The sequence below is a fragment of the Asticcacaulis sp. genome, from assembly GCF_020217185.1.
Lineage (GTDB): Bacteria > Pseudomonadota > Alphaproteobacteria > Caulobacterales > Caulobacteraceae > Asticcacaulis.
Genome location: NZ_JAIWNX010000280.1, coordinates 1 through 17,417, shown reverse-complemented (window position 1 = coordinate 17,417; position 17,417 = coordinate 1). Strand labels below are relative to the sequence as shown.

13 protein-coding genes are annotated in these 17,417 nt (G+C 60.7%); 2 read left to right on the top strand and 11 right to left on the bottom strand.

The features are described from left to right. Positions 1-126 precede the first annotated feature (126 nt). Positions 127-924, bottom strand: a complete 798-nt coding sequence (locus LDL37_RS14330; RefSeq protein WP_290799502.1) for an SDR family oxidoreductase — start codon at positions 922-924, stop codon at positions 127-129. Continuing rightward, entirely contained in the window at positions 921-1,340 is a 420-nt protein-coding gene (locus tag LDL37_RS14325) for an Rrf2 family transcriptional regulator (protein WP_013477548.1), read from the bottom strand. Before LDL37_RS14325 ends, LDL37_RS14330 begins: the two co-directional genes overlap by 4 nt. 321 nt (positions 1,341-1,661) lie before the next feature. On the opposite strand from LDL37_RS14325, the gene LDL37_RS14320 reads away from it, so the two are divergent. Together LDL37_RS14320 and LDL37_RS14315 are read left to right on the top strand one after the other, a co-directional pair. Then, the gene (locus LDL37_RS14320) at positions 1,662-3,683 is read left to right on the top strand and encodes a potassium transporter Kup (protein WP_290799501.1); all 2,022 of its coding nucleotides are present in this window, start codon (positions 1,662-1,664) and stop codon (positions 3,681-3,683) included. Positions 3,684-3,882: 199 nt separating this feature from the next. Next, the gene (locus tag LDL37_RS14315; protein ID WP_126422257.1) at positions 3,883-5,124 is read left to right on the top strand and encodes an argininosuccinate synthase; all 1,242 of its coding nucleotides are present in this window, start codon (positions 3,883-3,885) and stop codon (positions 5,122-5,124) included. A gap of 127 nt (positions 5,125-5,251) precedes the next feature. Here the strand turns inward: LDL37_RS14315 and LDL37_RS14310 are convergent, their stop codons facing one another. The 9 genes from LDL37_RS14310 to LDL37_RS14270 all read right to left on the bottom strand — a co-directional run. Beyond that, on the bottom strand, positions 5,252-5,656 hold the full coding sequence (locus LDL37_RS14310) for an NUDIX domain-containing protein (protein ID WP_290799500.1): 405 nt from the start codon (positions 5,654-5,656) through the stop codon (positions 5,252-5,254). Positions 5,657-5,689: 33 nt separating this feature from the next. Beyond that, on the bottom strand, positions 5,690-8,137 hold the full coding sequence (gyrB, locus tag LDL37_RS14305) for a DNA topoisomerase (ATP-hydrolyzing) subunit B (RefSeq protein ID WP_290799499.1): 2,448 nt from the start codon (positions 8,135-8,137) through the stop codon (positions 5,690-5,692). A 2-nt stretch (positions 8,138-8,139) separates the two neighbouring features. Beyond that, positions 8,140-9,264: a DNA replication/repair protein RecF gene (gene recF / locus LDL37_RS14300; protein WP_290799498.1), complete on the bottom strand. Its 1,125-nt coding sequence runs from the start codon at positions 9,262-9,264 to the stop codon at positions 8,140-8,142. A gap of 106 nt (positions 9,265-9,370) precedes the next feature. Then, positions 9,371-10,492 carry a DNA polymerase III subunit beta gene (gene dnaN, locus LDL37_RS14295; protein ID WP_126422270.1) on the bottom strand — a complete coding sequence of 374 codons (1,122 nt, stop codon included), beginning with the start codon at positions 10,490-10,492 and terminating at the stop codon, positions 9,371-9,373. Between the two features lie 157 nt (positions 10,493-10,649). Continuing rightward, complete coding sequence (gene dnaA / locus LDL37_RS14290) at positions 10,650-12,083, bottom strand: chromosomal replication initiator protein DnaA (RefSeq protein ID WP_126422272.1); 1,434 nt, start codon at positions 12,081-12,083, stop codon at positions 10,650-10,652. A gap of 639 nt (positions 12,084-12,722) precedes the next feature. Continuing rightward, on the bottom strand, positions 12,723-12,989 hold the full coding sequence (rpsT, locus tag LDL37_RS14285) for a 30S ribosomal protein S20 (protein ID WP_013479861.1): 267 nt from the start codon (positions 12,987-12,989) through the stop codon (positions 12,723-12,725). Between the two features lie 171 nt (positions 12,990-13,160). Continuing rightward, positions 13,161-14,138: a bifunctional DNA-formamidopyrimidine glycosylase/DNA-(apurinic or apyrimidinic site) lyase gene (gene mutM, locus LDL37_RS14280; protein WP_290799497.1), complete on the bottom strand. Its 978-nt coding sequence runs from the start codon at positions 14,136-14,138 to the stop codon at positions 13,161-13,163. 136 nt (positions 14,139-14,274) lie between these two features. Continuing rightward, positions 14,275-15,195 carry an aldo/keto reductase gene (locus LDL37_RS14275; RefSeq protein ID WP_126422276.1) on the bottom strand — a complete coding sequence of 307 codons (921 nt, stop codon included), beginning with the start codon at positions 15,193-15,195 and terminating at the stop codon, positions 14,275-14,277. A gap of 370 nt (positions 15,196-15,565) precedes the next feature. Beyond that, positions 15,566-17,417, bottom strand: a 1,852-nt coding sequence (locus tag LDL37_RS14270) for a PBP1A family penicillin-binding protein (RefSeq protein WP_290799496.1), incomplete at its 5' end; no start/stop codon positions are given.

Sequence of the window (17,417 nt, the reverse complement as noted above, 5' to 3'; positions counted from 1 at the left end):
CGGTATGACAAAAATCCCCTCAACTTCCTTGCCGCTGTCAAGATTTTAGCCTCTCGCATCTGGATCAGAGCGTTATGAGTCTACGGCCTAGAGCGAAATGGCGCTTCCACTGAAAGTCATTTCGCTCTAGCGCACCATCTTGCGCAGGTGGTTGGAGATCAGCTCCAGCGCCCAGTCGTCGGGGATGATCTTCAACAGCGCCGACAGGAACTTGTTAGGCGCGCCTGGCACGCAGATGGCGCGATTGGCTTCGGCGGCCTGATAGCCTTCGCGGGCCACCTCATCAGCGCCCATCCACATCCATTCCGGCGTCGCCTGACTGATGCGCTCTCGCGAGCCCGTGACGTCGTGGAACTCTGAGTAGGTGTAGCCGGGGCATAGGGCGCTGACGTGGACGCCGTGGTCGCGCGCCTCAAGGTGCAGGCCTTGCGAAAAGCGCGTCAGATAGGCCTTGACCGGGGCATAGAGGGTGTCGCCCGGTGAGGCGGGCAGGTAGGAGGCCAGAGACGACACGTTGACGATGCGCCCGAACTTCTGTTCGATCATGCCGGGCAGGACCAGATAGGCCAGTTCGGTCGGGGCGTGCATCAGTACCCGCAAAAAGGCCTCGTGCGACGAAAAGGCATTGCCGATAAAGCCTTCGGGCAGGCCATAGCCGGCATTATTGACCAGCCCATCGACCTTGCGCCCCAGAGACATTACATAGTCGATCAGCTTTTGCGGCGCGCCCGATTCGGACAGGTCGGCCACGACGAAATAGGCTTCGACGCCGAAGCGCAGGCGGATTTCCTCGACCAGCTTTTCCAGCCGCTCCTGACGGCGGCCCGTCACCACCACGTCCCAGCCGTGGCTGGCATAGACGCGGGCGAAGGCCAGGCCAATGCCCGAAGTTGCGCCGGTAATGAGGGCCAGTCTACGCATCAGATATTCCGGATAAGGTCGGCGACGGTGATTTTCGACAGGGTTTCGGTCGCGGCGGCATTGGCCGCCTTCATCGCGCCCGATACCGCCTTGGGGATGGCCTGACCGACGGGGCAGCCATCGGCCCCCGGCGGGGCCGAGCCCAGATGGGCACAACCGTGCACGGCGTGCAGCACCTGATCCAGCGGGATGGTTTCGGCGGGTTTGAGCAACCACGTGCCGCCGGAGACACCTGAGCAGGTATCGACCAGACCGGCCTTGGCCAGTTGCGTGGTCATGCGACGGATAACCACCGGGTTGGTCGGGATAGAGGCCGCCAGCACAGACGAAGATACCGCCTGTTCGCGCGAATAGGCCCCTTTGTGGGCCAGATAGGCCAGGGTGTGCGCGGCGACGGGAAATCTCTGACTGTCGGACATGATCTCTCTGTAATTACGATAATTTGACTGCCATTCCTAGTGTCCTGAATCTGAAATTCGCGTGCGCTTGATATCGACCTCTGGCGAATTTCAGTTTCAACAGGACACTAGCAACTTATTGTATCTAGTATCGTTTTGAATTTGAAGTTCGCACAGCTCTGGATATAAAGATGATGCGAACTTCAAATTCACGATACTAGTGGAATCGGCGTGCCTGAGCAGAGGCCTGATGCAATGTGGATTGAATCTGTCTAGAAATGGGCGTAAGAGGCCCGCCGTTCAAGCGAGGACCCTCCTGTGTGGTCTCTCAGGAGATATTGCATGATCGGGGATACCCCTCCCGAAGCCAGTCCCTCCCCGGACGCTTCGGTCTCCACCGGCGACAAGCCCGGAGCGGACGTCGCGTCCGCGCACAAACCCTCACAACCGCAGACCACCGAAGGCCACACCAAACACGCGGGCTTCTGGGCGCTGGCTCTGGGGTCCATCGGCGTGGTCTTTGGCGATATCGGCACCTCGCCGCTCTACGCCTTCAAGGAAGCCTTGCACGCGGCGGCGGGTGATGGCGTGACGCGTCCCGAAATTCTCGGTGTCGTATCGCTGGCCCTGTGGGCGATGATCCTTGTGGTGACGGTCAAATATGTCGGCTTCATCATGCGCGCCGACAACAAGGGCGAAGGCGGCGTTTTGTCGCTGATGGCGCTGGCGCAGCAAGCCATCGGCAAGCGCACGGCGGTCGTCTTTACGCTCGGCATCATCGGCGCCGCGCTATTCTATGGTGACGCAGTGATTACCCCGGCCATGTCGGTCCTGTCGGCCGTCGAAGGCCTGCGTACCATTCCGGCTCTGGAAAACAGCATCTCGAACGAACTGGTGCTGATGATTGCCGGGGTCATGCTGATCGGCCTGTTTGCCTTCCAAAGCCACGGCACGGCCAAGGTTGGTCTGCTGTTTGGCCCCATCTGCGCCGTCTGGTTTGCGTCCATGGCGGTGCTGGGTATCAGCCAGTTTATCGCCAATCCGCAGATTCTGGCCTCTATCAATCCCTACTATGCTGTAAAATTTCTGTCTGAGCACGGCATGGCCGGCTTTATCGTGCTGGGCGCGGTCTTTCTGACCGTGACCGGGGCCGAGGCCCTAACGGCGGATATGGGCCATTTCGGTCGCTGGCCTATTCAGGCGGCGTGGCTGTTCTTTGTGCTGCCATGTCTGACTCTCAACTATCTGGGGCAAGGGGCGCTGGCGCTGACGGTTCTGGATGCGTCTCAGGCGGCGGGTCGTCCGTTTGAGGAACTCAACTGGTTCTTTGAAATGGCGCCACTGGCCCTGCGCCTGCCGCTGGTGCTGCTGGCGGGTATGGCCACGGTCGTGGCGTCTCAGGCGGTTATTACCGGGGCCTTCTCGCTGACACAGCAGGCCATTCAACTGGGTCTCCTGCCGCGCCTGAACGTCAAGCGCACGTCGGAAACGCAGGAAGGTCAGATCTTCGTCCCGCAGCTCAACACCATGCTGCTGGTCGGCGTGGTCGTGGTGATGGTCACCTTCCAGACCTCCTCGGCTCTGGCCCACGCCTACGGTCTGGCTGTGACCGGGACCATGGTGGTGACCACCCTGATGGCGGCCATCGTTATGCGTCAGATGTGGAAGTGGGGTTGGCCGCGCGTTCTGGCCTTCATCGTACCCTTCATGATCCTCGACCTGTCCTTCCTCAGCGCCAACATGCTGCGCTTCTTCTCCGGCGGCTGGCTGCCGGTGCTGATCGGGGCGTGCCTGTTCACCATCATGGCGACCTGGGTGCGCGGATCGGGCATCCTGTTTGAAAAGTCCCGCCGCGACAGCGTCCTGCTGACGGACCTGATCGACATGTTGAAGGCCCGCCCGCCGCACCGCGTGCCGGGCACGGCCATCTTCCTCACCTCCGACTCCGAAGTGGCACCTGTGGCCCTGATGCACAATCTCAAGCACAATAAGATCTTGCATGAGAAGAACATCATCCTGACGGTCGATACGCGCAACATCCCGCGCGTGCACGAGTCCGAGCGCATCACTATCGAAAAGCTGGATGAGGACTTCAAACGGGTCACGGTGCACTATGGCTTCATGGAAAGCCCCAACCTGCCCAAGGCCATGGGTATCTGCCGCAAGCAAGGCCTGAAGTTCGACATCATGGCCACCAGCTTCTTCCTCGGCCGCCGCAGCGTGGTGGCCTCGGCGACGTCCGGTATGCCCCTGTGGCAAGATCGCCTGTTCATCTTCCTGATGCGCAACGCCACCAACCCGACGGAGTTCTTCCATATTCCGCCGGGGCGCGTGGTCGAGCTTGGGACGCAGGTCTCAGTCTAAATCATGGGGGGAAAGGCTTTCCCCCAAGTGCCCCCTTCCAACAACGCGAAAAGTCTCCCGGCCCGCTCGGTGAGACTTTTTTCGTTTCCTGACCTGAGCAATTTGTTTGCCGCGAACGACAAACAAACTTGCATCCGCCCCCCTCAGGTCTTAAAGGCGCGAGCAACTGTTTTTACCCCCTGACCGGAGTGGTTGCCCCATGACCTCCCCTACTGAAAAGCCCGTCAAGAAAGTCGTCCTCGCCTATTCGGGCGGCCTCGACACCTCGATCATCCTGAAGTGGCTTCAGACCGAATATAATGCCGAGGTGGTGACCTTCACCGCCGATCTCGGTCAGGGTGAGGAACTGGAGCCGGCGCGCAAGAAGGCCGAACTGCTCGGCATCAAGCCGGAAAACATCTATATCGAAGACCTGCGCGAAGAGTTTGTGCGCGATTTCGTCTTCCCAATGTTCCGCGCCAACACCGTCTATGAAGGCCAATACCTGCTGGGCACGTCGATCGCGCGTCCGCTGATCGCCAAGAAGCAGATCGAAATTGCCCGCAAGGTTGGTGCCGACGCCGTCTGCCACGGCGCGACGGGTAAGGGCAATGATCAGGTGCGTTTCGAACTGGGCTATTACGGCCTGGAGCCTGATATCCGCGTCATTGCCCCGTGGCGTGAGTGGGATTTTGCGTCGCGCGAATCGCTGCTGGCCTTTGCTGAACAGCACCAGATCCCCATCGCCAAGGACAAGCGCGGTGACGCGCCGTTCTCGGTCGATGCCAACCTGCTGCACTCTTCGTCCGAAGGTAAGGTGCTGGAAGACCCGGCGGTCGAAGCCCCCGAGTTCGTCTATCAGCGCACCATCTCCCCGGAAGCCGCGCCGGACAAGGCCGAGGTTTTCACCATCGACTTTGAAAAGGGCGATCCGGTCGCCATCAATGGCGAAGCCCTGTCTCCGGCGGCGCTGCTGACCAGGCTGAACCAGTTGGGTCACGATAATGGCGTCGGTCGTCTGGACCTCGTTGAAAACCGCTTCGTCGGCATGAAGTCGCGCGGCGTTTATGAAACCCCCGGCGGCACCATCCTGCTGGCGGCGCACCGCGGTATCGAATCGATCACGCTGGACCGCGGAGCCATGCACCTGAAGGACGAGCTGATGCCGAAATACGCCTCGCTGGTCTATAACGGCTTCTGGTTCTCGCCGGAGCGCGAAATGCTTCAGGCCGCCATCGACTATTCGCAGGCCAAGGTTACGGGCCGCGTGACGGTGAAGCTCTATAAGGGCAATGTGACGGTCATCGGCCGCGAAAGCCCTTACAGCCTCTATGATCAGGATTTGGTAACCTTTGAAGAGGGCAAGGTCGCCTATGATCACCGCGATGCGGCGGGCTTTATCAAGCTCAACGCCCTGCGCCTGCGTGTGGCGGCCAAGCGCGACGCGCGCGACGCCAAGTAAGCCTCTTAAGTAACGGGGTCTGGGGCCTGCGGCCCCAGAATCTTCTATCAAAGAAAAAGCCTCGCTTTTCTGAGCGAGGCTTTTTCTTTGATCACAGGTTTTGTGGGGTCACGGACCCCACGCCCCATTACTTAAGCCGTTCCACGGTTAACGCCATGAGCTGTTTTGAGAGTGGTGCCAAAGGCAGGTTCGGCGCATCTGCCGGATCAATCCATTGTATTACTGCGATTTCTGATGCCGCACAGACGGGTTTGTCCGTCTCGATCCAGAAGGCTTGCGAGTCCACGGTAAAGCCGGTTTCATGGACAGCCGGAGCCGTGAAATGACCCAGATAGACAGCTTCGTCTTCTCTGATCTCCAGCCCGATTTCTTCGCGTAATTCGCGGCGCAAAGCCTCGATGGCCGTCTCACCGGCGTCTATCTTGCCGCCCGGCTGAATGAAGGTCGCTGAGCCGTGCTTGCGCACGACGAGCGCCCGCTTGCGCTGCGGATCGACCACAACGGCCGTGGCGAGGTGAATGATCTTGCTCATGACAAGGGGGCGGGGCCTAACCCCTGCTTGTCTTTACGCATCTACCTCAGCATCGAGCGCATTGTCCTGAATGAACTCACGACGCGGCTCGACCAGATCGCCCATCAGCTTGACGAACAGGTCGTCGGCTTCATCGGTCAGGTTGACCTTGACCTGAAGCAGGGTGCGGGCGTCCTTATCCAGCGTGGTTTCCCACAGCTGATCCGGGTTCATTTCCCCCAGACCCTTATAGCGCTGGATGCTCAGTCCCTTGCGCCCGGCATCGAGAACGGCGGCGACGAGGTCCAGTGGTCCGCGGATGTCGGCGGCCTTGTCCTTGCGGCGGAAGGTCGAGACCTCAGTGAACAGGTCACCCAGTTCCAGCGTCCGCTCATTGAGGCGGCGGGCATCCTGCGAATGGATCAGGCCGTCATCCAGCACGATCTTTTCCGACACGCCGCGACGCACGCGGGTAAAGACATAGCCGCCGTGGCTGGTCGTATTGGCTTCGACGCTCCAGTCGCCGTCGCCATCCTCTTTGAGGCGATCCAGACGCTTGGCGACCAGCGCCAGATCGGGTTTGTCACCAAACAGCCCCCCCAGAGCCGCCTGTTCGATGGCGAAGGCCGGGGCGCGGCTGGCCAGACGGTCCACACTGCCCTTGAAGGTCTTGGCGATGCGCACCTGAGCCTCAAGGTCCTGAGCGGTGATACGCTCACCCGTGCGCAGCTCCAGAACCGCCTCAGACGTGCCTTCCTCGATCAGGAAGGCGTCCATTTCGGTATTGTCCTTCAGATAGCGCGACGACTTGCCCTTGGCGACCTTATACAGCGGCGGCTGGGCGATATAGAGGTAGCCGTTTTCGATGATCTGCGGCATCTGACGGTAGAAGAAGGTCAGAAGCAGGGTACGGATGTGCGCACCATCCACGTCCGCATCGGTCATGATGATGATCTTGTGGTAGCGCAGCTTCTCGATATTGAAGTCGTCGCGCCCGATGCCGGTGCCGAGCGCCGTGATCAGGGTGCCGATCATTTCCGATGACAGCATCTTGTCAAAACGGGCGCGCTCAACGTTCAGAATCTTGCCGCGCAGGGGCAGGATGGCCTGATTTTCGCGGTTACGACCCTGCTTGGCCGAGCCGCCGGCCGAGTCACCCTCGACGATAAACAGTTCGGACTTGGCCGGGTCGCGTTCCTGACAGTCGGCCAGTTTGCCCGGCAGCGAGTTGATGTCGAGCGCCGATTTGCGGCGGGTCAATTCGCGGGCCTTACGCGCCGCTTCGCGGGCGGCGGCGGCCTCGATGATCTTGGAGACGATCTGCTTGGCTTCGACCGGGTTTTCCTCAAACCACTGCGACAGCTTCTCGAAGACGATGCCTTCGACGGCCGGACGCACTTCGGAAGAAACCAGCTTGTCCTTGGTCTGCGACGAGAATTTGGGGTCCGGCACCTTGACCGACAGCACGCAGGTCAGGCCTTCACGGGCGTCTTCGCCCGATACCGACACCTTTTCCTTTTTGGCGAGGCCAGAGGAGTCCATATAGGCCGACATCACCCGCGTCAGGGCGCCACGGAAGGCCGCCAGGTGGGTGCCGCCGTCGCGCTGAGGGATGTTGTTGGTGAAGCACAGCATCGTTTCGTGATAGCTGTCGTTCCATTGCAGGGCCAGATCGACCTCGACCTTGTCGCGCAGACCGCGCGCCGCAATCGGCTCCTTGATGATGGGCGATTTCGACTTATCCAGATGCTTGACGAATTCGACGATGCCGCCTTCGTAATGCAGGATGATGTCGTAGGGCTCGGCCTCACGCAGGTCGGCGAAGCGGATATGGACGCCGGAATTGAGGAAGGCCAGCTCACGCAGGCGGTGTTCCAGCGTCTTGCGGTCGAAATCAATAAAGGTGAAGGTGCCTTCGTCCGGGCCGGTCTTCAGTGACGGCAGGAAGGTGACGATGGTGCCGGTCAGAGGGTTGCCGTTTTCGCGCAGCGGCGCGTCGCCGGTGACTTCCACCGAACGCACGGTTTCGCCCAGCTCAAAGCGCGCCTCGTGCGTCTTGCCATTCCGGAAGATTTTCAGCTCAACATAGTCGGAGAGGGCGTTGACGACCGAGACGCCGACGCCGTGCAGGCCGCCGGAGACCTTATAGCTGTTCTGGTCGAACTTGCCACCGGCGTGAAGCTGCGTCATGATGACTTCGGCCGCCGACACACCCTCTTCGGCGTGAATATCGACCGGCATCCCGCGTCCGTCGTCGGACACCGAGCAGGACCCATCGGCATTGAGGATCACTTCCACGCGCGTCGCGTGACCGGCCAGCGCTTCGTCGATGGCGTTATCGACGACTTCATAGACCATGTGGTGCAGGCCCGACCCGTCATCCGTATCGCCGATATACATGCCGGGGCGCTTACGCACCGCATCCAGCCCTTTGAGAACCTTGATCGAATCCGCGCCATAGGCGTTTTCGACGATTTCCGGATGCTCTTCGTTTTCGGCCATGCCTAGTCCCTAAATTCTACCCATTGGCCCCCTTCGACACGAACCCCAAGCGCGCGCCCGGACAATCCGTCGAAGAGGCTTTCGTCCGTGCCTGTAAACAGGGTTTGCAGGCCCAGACGATCGGTTTCATCAAACAGCGCCGCCCGGCGAATCGGGTCGAGGTGGGCTGCGACTTCGTCAAGTAACACTACAGGATTCGGTGCGCTTTTGACACGCGAAAGTCTCGACCCTTGCGCCAAAATCAGGTTCAGAACGAGGGCTTTTTGCTCCCCCGTGGAACAGTCCGCCGCCGGACGGTCCTTTTCGCGGTGAAAGACGCTGAGATCGGTGCGATGTGGCCCGAAAAGCGAGCGTCCCGCCGCCGAATCACGGGCCCGGGCGCGGGCAAATCCTTCCCGCAAGGCGCTGTTCAGGGCCTCGGGTTCGCGGGCGTCTGACGCTTCGTTGATCAGCCCCAGATCGGCCTTGGGGAAGGCGCTTTCGTGCGCTTCGATCTCGGCCTGAAGATCGCTTAAGGCGGCCCGGCGGGCCGCAATCATTGCACTACCCGCCTCCGCCAGCCGCTCCTCCAGCGCATCGAGCCATACGGCGTCAGCGGGCCCCTGCACCAGCAGTTTCAGGCGCTCACGCAGGGCCTTTTCATAGGCGCTCACCGTCGTGGCGTGTGAAGGCGTGGCGGCGAAGACCAGCCGGTCGAAAAACCGCAAACGCTCGGCACGCGCCTCAAGAAAGATACGGTCCTGAGCCGGGGTCAGCCAAACCAGGCGAATGTGGTCGAGCAGGCGGCCCGCCGGGACGGTCTGCTGGTCGATGCGCACCAGACGCTTTTCAAGACTGCGTGGGTCGGACCCCGTACCGATGCGGATGTCGTCCTCGGCGCTTTTCAGCTCAACCGACACGCCCCAGGCGCGCCCCTTGGCCTCCTGTGGCAGGCGACGGCCCAGATCGCTGACAGCGGCCCCGCGCAGGCCCCGGCCGGGGTTGAGGACACTGATCGCTTCGAGAAAATTGGTCTTACCCGCACCATTCGGCCCGAACAGATACAGCGACCGCCCGGCCAGATCGACATCAAGCCGGTCATAGCCGCGAAAATCAGTCAGGCTCAGGGCGTGAAGGCGGGTTTTCATGTGCGCCCTTTAAACGAAAAAGTCAGATCGAAACACACGGTAACCCCGGGTTTCGATCTGACCATTTCTCTCATTGCCAAGATGTGAGCGGGGCGAAGAATTGAGCCTATACCCGTAGCGGCATCAGCACGTACTGGACGCCCTGATCGGCGGTATCGAGGACCAGGGTCGGAGACGCCGCGTCATTGAGCCGCAGTTCGACCTGTTCACCGGCAATCTGACCCATCACGTCGAGGATGTAGCGGGCATTGAAGCCAATTTCGAGCGCGTCGGAATCGTAGTCGATTTCCGCTTCTTCGACGGCCTGACCGGCTTCGATATTGCGCACGGTGAGCGTCAGACGGCCCGGCTCGATCGCCATCTTCACCGAGCGGCTCTTTTCCGCTGAGATGGTCGAAACGCGATCGACGGCGCGCGACAGGATGCCCGTGTCGATACGCATCAGCTTGTCGTTGTTCTTCGGAATCACGCGGCCGTAGTCCGGGAAGGAGCCGTCGATGATTTTCGACGTCAGGGCGGCGGTGCCGAAGTTAAAGCGGATCTTGGCGGGCGAGACCGTCAGTTCGACATAGCCCGTGCCGTCGTCCAGCAGGCGGCGGGCCTGATCAATCGTCTTGCGCGGGATGATGACCCCGGCGCTGCCCATCGAGCCGTCCGGCGCCGGCATTTCGGCGAGCGCCAGACGGTGACCATCGGTGGCCACAGCGCGCAGATAGCCCGAACCGTCCTCGGTCAGGGTGTGCAGGAACAGGCCGTTGAGATAGTAGCGCGTTTCTTCTGTCGACACGGCAAAGCGCGTCTTGTCGATCAGGCGCTTCAAGTCTTCTTTCAGCAGCGCATAGGTCGTGCCGTCGTGGTCGCCCGACATGACCGGGAAGTCGCCCGCGGGCAGGACGGGCAGGGCGAAGCGCGACCGCCCGGCCTGAACCGACAGGCGCGGATCGTCACCGGCCTGATAGCGCAGTTCAACATCGGCCCCGTCGGGCAGCTTGCGCACGATTTCGTAGAGGGTGTGGGCCGGTGCGGTGATCTGACCCGGCACGGCAACGATGGCTTCGGCCGAATCCACGATCTCCATATCGAGATCGGTCGCCGAGAACGACACCTGAGACCCTTCGGCCGAGAGGAGCACGTTCGACAGTATGGGGATGGTGTTGCGGCGTTCCACCACGTTCTGGACGTGGCCCAGTGCCTTCAGGAGTGCGCCACGTTCAATGATTAGCTGCATCTTGGCATCCCAGAGCTATTGGCCAGAATTATTGGCCGAATCATTAGCCAGCCTTTGCGGCCGTGTAGGTATAGAGCAAAAGGCCGGGGCAGTTGCCCCGGCGCTTCGCAAGACCTTAAATGTTTATTAAGCGGCGTCAACCGGTTAAACCGGTTAATCAGCCACGCAGTTTGCGGGTCAGCGCTTCCACGTCCTTGGCGATCTGTTCGTCGCTTTGCAGCAGCTCCTCAACCTTCTTCACGGCGTGCAGAACCGTGGTGTGGTCACGCCCGCCGAAACGGCGGCCGATGTCCGGATAGGAACGCGTCGTGTGCTGCTTGCACAGCCACATCGCCACCTGACGCGGGCGGGCGACCGAGCGCGTGCGGCGCTCCGACAGAAGGTCCGCCTGCTTAAGGGCGAAGTGATCCGCCGTCAGCTTCTGGATTTCATCGACCGTCACGCGGCGCTCAGCCGATACCTTCAGGTTGGGTTGCAGCAAGGCCATAGCTTCGTCCAAAGTCAAACTCCCCAGACGCGCACCGGCCGAAGCGGCCAGGGTATTAACGGCCCCTTCCAGCTCTCGGATAGAACCCGGTACGCGATCTGCTAAAAATTGCAGTACATCATGTTGCGGCTTCTGGGCGACACCCAGACGCTTAGCGAGTTGATCGAGCTTGCGCTCGATAATGCCCATTCTCAGGCTTTGATCGGCGACATCCAGAGCGCAAACCAGTCCGGAGGACAGGTGCGATCTGAGACGCGCTTCGATTTCGTTGAGGTGCGACGGCGGGCGGTCCGCCGTGAACACCACGCGCTTATTGTTTTCCAGCAGCGCGGTCAAGGTGTGAAACAGCTCCTCCTGCGAAGAGGTCTTGCCGCCGATAAAGTGCACATCGTCGATCAGAAGCAGGTCGGCGCTGCGCAACTCATCCTTGAAGGCTGCGGTGGAGCGGTCCTGAAGCGATTTCACAAAGGTCGAGGTGAACTTTTCCGCGGTCAGATAGACGACCTTCGCGTCCTGACGGCGGGCCTTCGCCTCCCAGGCGATGGCGTTCAGAAGGTGCGTTTTCCCATAGCCGTAAGGGCCGTGGAAGAAGACCGGGTTAAAGTGCCCATCCGCCCAGGTGGCCACCTGACGCGACATGGTATAGGCGAATTCATTGCCACGACCGGGCACAAAGGTCTCGAACGTCAGGCGTTCCTGAAGACCGGCCACGCGGGCCGCGGCGTCGTGAAAATTGACCACAGGGGCCATGGCGGAGGGCGGGGGCGCACTTTCGGCGCTATCCACGCGGGTTACCGGTGTCACGGGGGCGGCCTTCGACTGATCATCGAATTCAGCGCGCGATTTCAGCTCCAGCGAACGGTGGTCCGGATCGTGTTGCGCCCACAGCTCGTTAGCGCGGCGCAGGGCATTGCGGGCGAACCAGTCGCGGGCATAGAGCGTCGGCGTCACCAGCACCGGGTCGCCCAGCGGGTTCTGTCGCAGCGCCGACGGCGCGACGTAGGAGTTGTACGGCCCCTCACCCAGTTCATGACGAAGCGCGGATGCGACTTTAGTCCATACCATTTCAGGCTGGATCGGCGACCAGTTGTTTACGCCTGGCATGTTATCAAAGCCCCGATCATTTTTCCCCAACTCTTACGCTATGCGGCGACGGCTTCAGACGGGCTGACACAGGCTCTGAGAGAGCCCCTGACACCCGAAGAGGGAGAGCCGCCTCCGGTTACAAAAACCCTTGGCGTTCACACCTTAACCAGTGTCAGGCTGTGTCCACCCCCGATCTGATCCGCATTCCGGCAAAACCTAAGTCATTGGTTTTGTGAAATTTTGGCAACAGACTCTCGTTTGGTGCAAGGCATTGCCCGGCACCACCGTTTCATCCGTATTGGGATGGAAAGGCGAGATGGGTTCACCTTAGCTTTCCCGGCGGTCAGGTCAACGAGGATATTTGCTGACCAGCGCTGATATTTCTGTTGACTCTGATAACGTCTTCCCCGGTAAGGAGAAATTTACGAACCGTTAAGACGTTGTCATTTTGACGCAGGGGTTAAAAAACTTTTACGCGCAAAAAGACGCTTCACCACAAGGTGGCAAAGATGTCAGGTCATTGAAAGATTTAGGAAAACCAAAGCGCGGACGCTCAGCAAGATCGTCCGGACTCATCACAGTCCCAAAGACAACAAACATCAGCGCACGGAGCGGATTGCTCTGTGCCTGATGCTTGTTGTAATCAGGAAAAGGAAATTAGGCAGCCAGCTTCTTGAGAGCGGCGGCCAGACGCGACACCTTGCGGGCGCCGGTATTCTTGTGCACCACGCCCTTCGACACGGCGCGCATCAGTTCGGATTGCGCTTCGATGAAGGCGGTCTTGGCAACGGCGGCATCGCCAGCGGCCAGAGCTTCTTCGAACTTGCGCACGTAGGTACGGACGCGCGAACGGCGCGCCTTGTTGACTTCGGTACGGCGGGCGATCTTGCGGATCGCTTTCTTGGCGCCGGGATTATTTGCCATTCATCACCTCAGGGGACGATAAGTTAAGGGAGCCGCGGCGCCAGCCTTCTAAAGGGGGCCGCGACACGAATTTCAAGGGGGCGGGATATAACCGAAGGGCGCAGGCAGGTCAACGCTTTCGGGGCAAGAATCATCCACAGAACGACTCTTTTTTCGCCTCATCCGATCTCCTTAACCTTTCTGGCACGCCGGACAATAAAAAGTCGAGCGCCCAGAATGGGTTTTGCGGGCAATGGTGCCCCCGCAACCGGGCCGCAGGCAGGGCTCATCCTCGCGATCATAGACGCGGAAGCGGTGCTGAAAATAGCCCAGCTCGCCGGAAGCGGAGGCGAAATCGCTGATCGAGGAGCCGCCCGCCGCCACGGCCTCTTCCAGCACCTCACGCACGGCCAGGGTCAGCTCAGCCGCCTTGGTGTGGCTCAGCCTGTCGCTGGGCAGGTCGGGCGACAGGGCGGCCCGCCACAGGGCCTCACAGACATAGATATTGCCCAACCCCGAAATCAGCGTCTGATCCATCAGCAGGCTTTTCAGCGGTGTGCGGCGGGGGCTGAACAGGGCGTGCAAGGCGTCGGCGTTCAGGGCGTCGGACAGGGGTTCGAGGCCCAGCCCCTTGTACCAGCCTTGCGCGTAAAGTTCGTCAGGGCGCAATAACAGCATGAAGCCGAAGCGGCGCGGGTCATAGAAGTCGATCAGGCGCGTCACGCCGCCTTTGGTGGCCAGCACCTGAACGTGCAGGTGTTTGGGATCAGGCCGCACCGCGTGGTAATAGTTGCCATCCAGCTTTTGTTTAGCCCCTCGCCGGGCGGTGGCTTGCGCCACCTTGGCCGCCGCCTCAATGGCGGCTTGAGCGGAATGATTCCTGTAGAAATCATTCCGCTCTAGGCTTTGCCCGTCGATGTCAGTGACCTGAAATCGTCCGGTCATGCCAAGGTGGGTGACCCATACAGCCTGCGTGTCGAGGTGGAACAGCAGGTATTTGGCGCGGCGCTCCAGCCGCAGGATTTCGGCCCCTTCCAGTTGCTCGGCAAAGCGCTCCGGGAAGGCATAGCGCAGATTGGACCGATGCAGGCGCAGGCCGCTCAGCCGCGCGTGCTCCAGCGCAGGCGTCAGGCCGCGCCGGACGGTTTCGACTTCGGGCAGTTCGGGCATAAACGATCCAGCATGAAAGTGTACCTGCCTGTGTAGATTATTTTAGCCACGAAAAACACGAAAAGAGGCGCTGAGCCCTTTGTTTTTCGGCACACGGACGGATGTTCTTATTTCGAAGCCAGAGCCTTGGCAGGCTTTAAGCGGCGCAGATGACCGAGCGGCGTTCGCGCAGGCGTGGGTCGTCGCTGAGGTCGGCGTGCCAGAGCGCCGGGTTGAGCGCGATCGGGTCTTCGATGGCAAAGGCGTGCCAGGCGAGGTCCGGGCGTGGCCGATCTGAGGCGGCAATGACGGCGCGCAGTTCGGCGGCTGAGGTAACGCCGACGATCACCGAAGACACGCCCTTGAGGTTCAGGGCGTAGCTCAGGGCCGCGTGCAAGGGGTCGGTCGCGGTTTCCAGCAGGTGGCGACGGATGCGCGACAATTGCGGGCCCAGCGGTTGCAGATTGGCAGGCAGGGCTTCGCGCGGCGTGAACAACAGGCCCTGAAGGAAGACCGAGCGTACCTGCACCTCGATGCCCATGCCGGCCAGCGCTTCCAGAGCGCCTTCACGCACCAGTCGCTGATCGAGGATTGAGGTCGGCACCTGAATAAGGTCGGGCTTGAAGCGCTTGGCCAGGGCCACGGGTGAATCTTCGTAACGCGCCGAAATACCGATGCGGGAAAACAGGCCGTCGGCCTTCAGCTTTTCCATACGCGCCCACAGGGCATCGCCTTGGGGGCCCATCAGGTCGGCCGCATCGTCGATCATGCCGACGCCGACGCGGGCCAGACCCATATGCTCGACCGAACGCTTAAGGCGGGATTCGACCCAGTCGAGCCCTCTTTCGGCGCGGACGCTGCGGATTTGCGGCTTGAACGGTGAGGGGAAGGGCCAGCAACGGCCGAGTATGCGTTCGACATCGCCTTCATAGGGGGCGACGTCGATGGCCTTCAGGCCGCACTGGGCCGCGTATTGCAGGATCTGGCGGACCTCGTCTTCGGACACGCGGCCGCGCAGGTTCGAGATGCCGTAGTCGCATCCGAATTGCGCCGATCCTAGGCCCAGAGCCGCTTTCATTGATCCTTACCCAAACCTTAATGATTCCAACAGGCTATGACCTGTGACATCCAGGATTCTGCGGTCAAAGGTTAAACAACCTCTGAACAGCGGCGGGTATTTATGACAAATTTGCAGGAAAAAGCGGTCTTCCACAGTTGAAAACCATAGGGCAAAAGCAAAAGGGTTAACGGTATTTGAAAACCGTTAACCCTTGAGCGTTTTCGGGCGTTGTTTGGTCAGCGTCAGGTGTTTAGAGCGGAATGATTTCAAATGGAATCATTCCGCTCAAGCCGCCATTGAGGCGGCGGCCAAGGTGGCGGAGCCACCGCCCGGCGAGGGGCTAAACAAAAATCTGGATCATTATGTTTCTACCAGAAATCATAATGATCTAGGGATTACGCTTCTGGGAGTCCTTTTGGGCGTCTTCAAACACTTCGTCGAGCGTTTGCGGGGTTTCCGACTTTGCCGGTTGCGCCGGTTCGATGGTCACCGTCGGGGCCTCGGCGCTGGTCGCTGTGCCGAGCAAGTCATCGACGGCTGTGGTCGCCCCCGTATCGAGCGTACCCGTCCCGGTGGGAATGGTCGAAACCTTGATACGCGTCAGGGCGCGCGACATGTATTCACGCCAGATGGCCGCCGGCGTACCGCCACCGGTCACCTTGGCCATTTGTGAATTGTTGTCGCGCCCCACCCAGACGGCGGTGGTGAAGCCCCCCGTATAGCCGACGAACCACGCATCGCGGTAATCCGAAGTCGTGCCCGTCTTACCGGCAATATCAAACTGTGACAGGCGAACACCCGAACCCGTACCTGAGCGCACCACTTCGCGCATCATCTGGTTCATATAGCCGAGCGCCGGGTTGTTGATCACCAGGGCCCGGCTGTCCGCCGCGCTATGCTGATACAGGACCTTGCCTTTGGTGGTGCGGATACGCACGATGCCATAGGGCGCGACCTTATAGCCGCCGTTGGAGAAGGGCACATAGGCGCGCGCCATTTCCAGCGGCGTCACATCGGCGGTGCCGAGCGCCATGGCCGGATCGGTATTGATCTTGGAGGTGATGCCCAGACGGCGTGCGGTCGCGGCCACATTGGAGCGCCCCACCTGATCGGCCAGACGCGCGGCGACCGTGTTGATCGACTGCGCCAGCGCCGTGGTCAGGGTGATGTCGCCCAGATATTTGTTGGTGTAGTTGGCGGGGGTCCAGCCGTCGATGGTGACGGGCTCATCCACCACAGGCGTATCGGGGCGGAACTGACCACTTTCCATGGCCGTCAGATAGACGAAGGGTTTGAAGGCCGAACCCGCCTGACGCTTGGCGTCGATGGCGCGGTTGAACTGGCTGTCGGAATAGGAGACGCCGCCGATAAGGGCGCGCACGCGGCCTTCGCCGTCGATAGAGACCAGCGCCGCCTGCTCCACCTTCTTCTTGACGTCGCGCTCCATCATCGCCTTGACGGCGCGTTCAGCGTCGGTCTGGATCGGCAGGTCGAGCGTGGTTTCAACGATGATATCGTCCTTGAGCTGGCTGAGGTCGATCATCTGACCGATCTCCGATTGCAGCCAATCGACGTAATATTGCGCGTGTTCGGTGGCGAGCGTGCGCGACACCTTGATGCCGGTCTTGAATACGTCGGCGCGCTGTTCCGGCGTGATGACCTTGGCCTCCACCATTTCGTTCAGCACGATCTCGGTGCGGCGAATGGCGCGGTCCTTGTCCGACAGCGGTGAATAGCGCGACGGGCCCTTCATCATGCCAGCCAGCATGGCCGCTTCGCCGATGGTCAGGTCCTTGGCCGGTTTGTTGAAATAACGCTGAGCGGCCGCTTCGATGCCGGTCGCCCCGCCGCCGAACCACACGCGGTTAAGGTAGAGGGCCAGGATCTGCTTCTTGGTGAACTTCATCTCCAGCCACACGGACAGGATCAGTTCCTGCACCTTGCGCTTCACATTCTGGTCGTTGGAGAGGAAGAGGTTGCGCGCCAACTGCTGCGTGATGGTCGAACCACCAGCCAGATTGGCACCTTCCTTGCGTGTGGCATTGCGGATCAGGGCGCGGCCGACCCCGATGGGGTCAAAGCCAAAATGGTGATAGAAGCGGCGGTCTTCGATGGCGATAAAGGCCGCGGGCACATAGTCCGGCAATTCGTCGATATCGACCGGCGGCGCAAACTGCGAACCGCGCACAGCTACCAGCGCGCCGGAGCGATCCAGATAGGTGATGGAGGGCGCGCGGTCC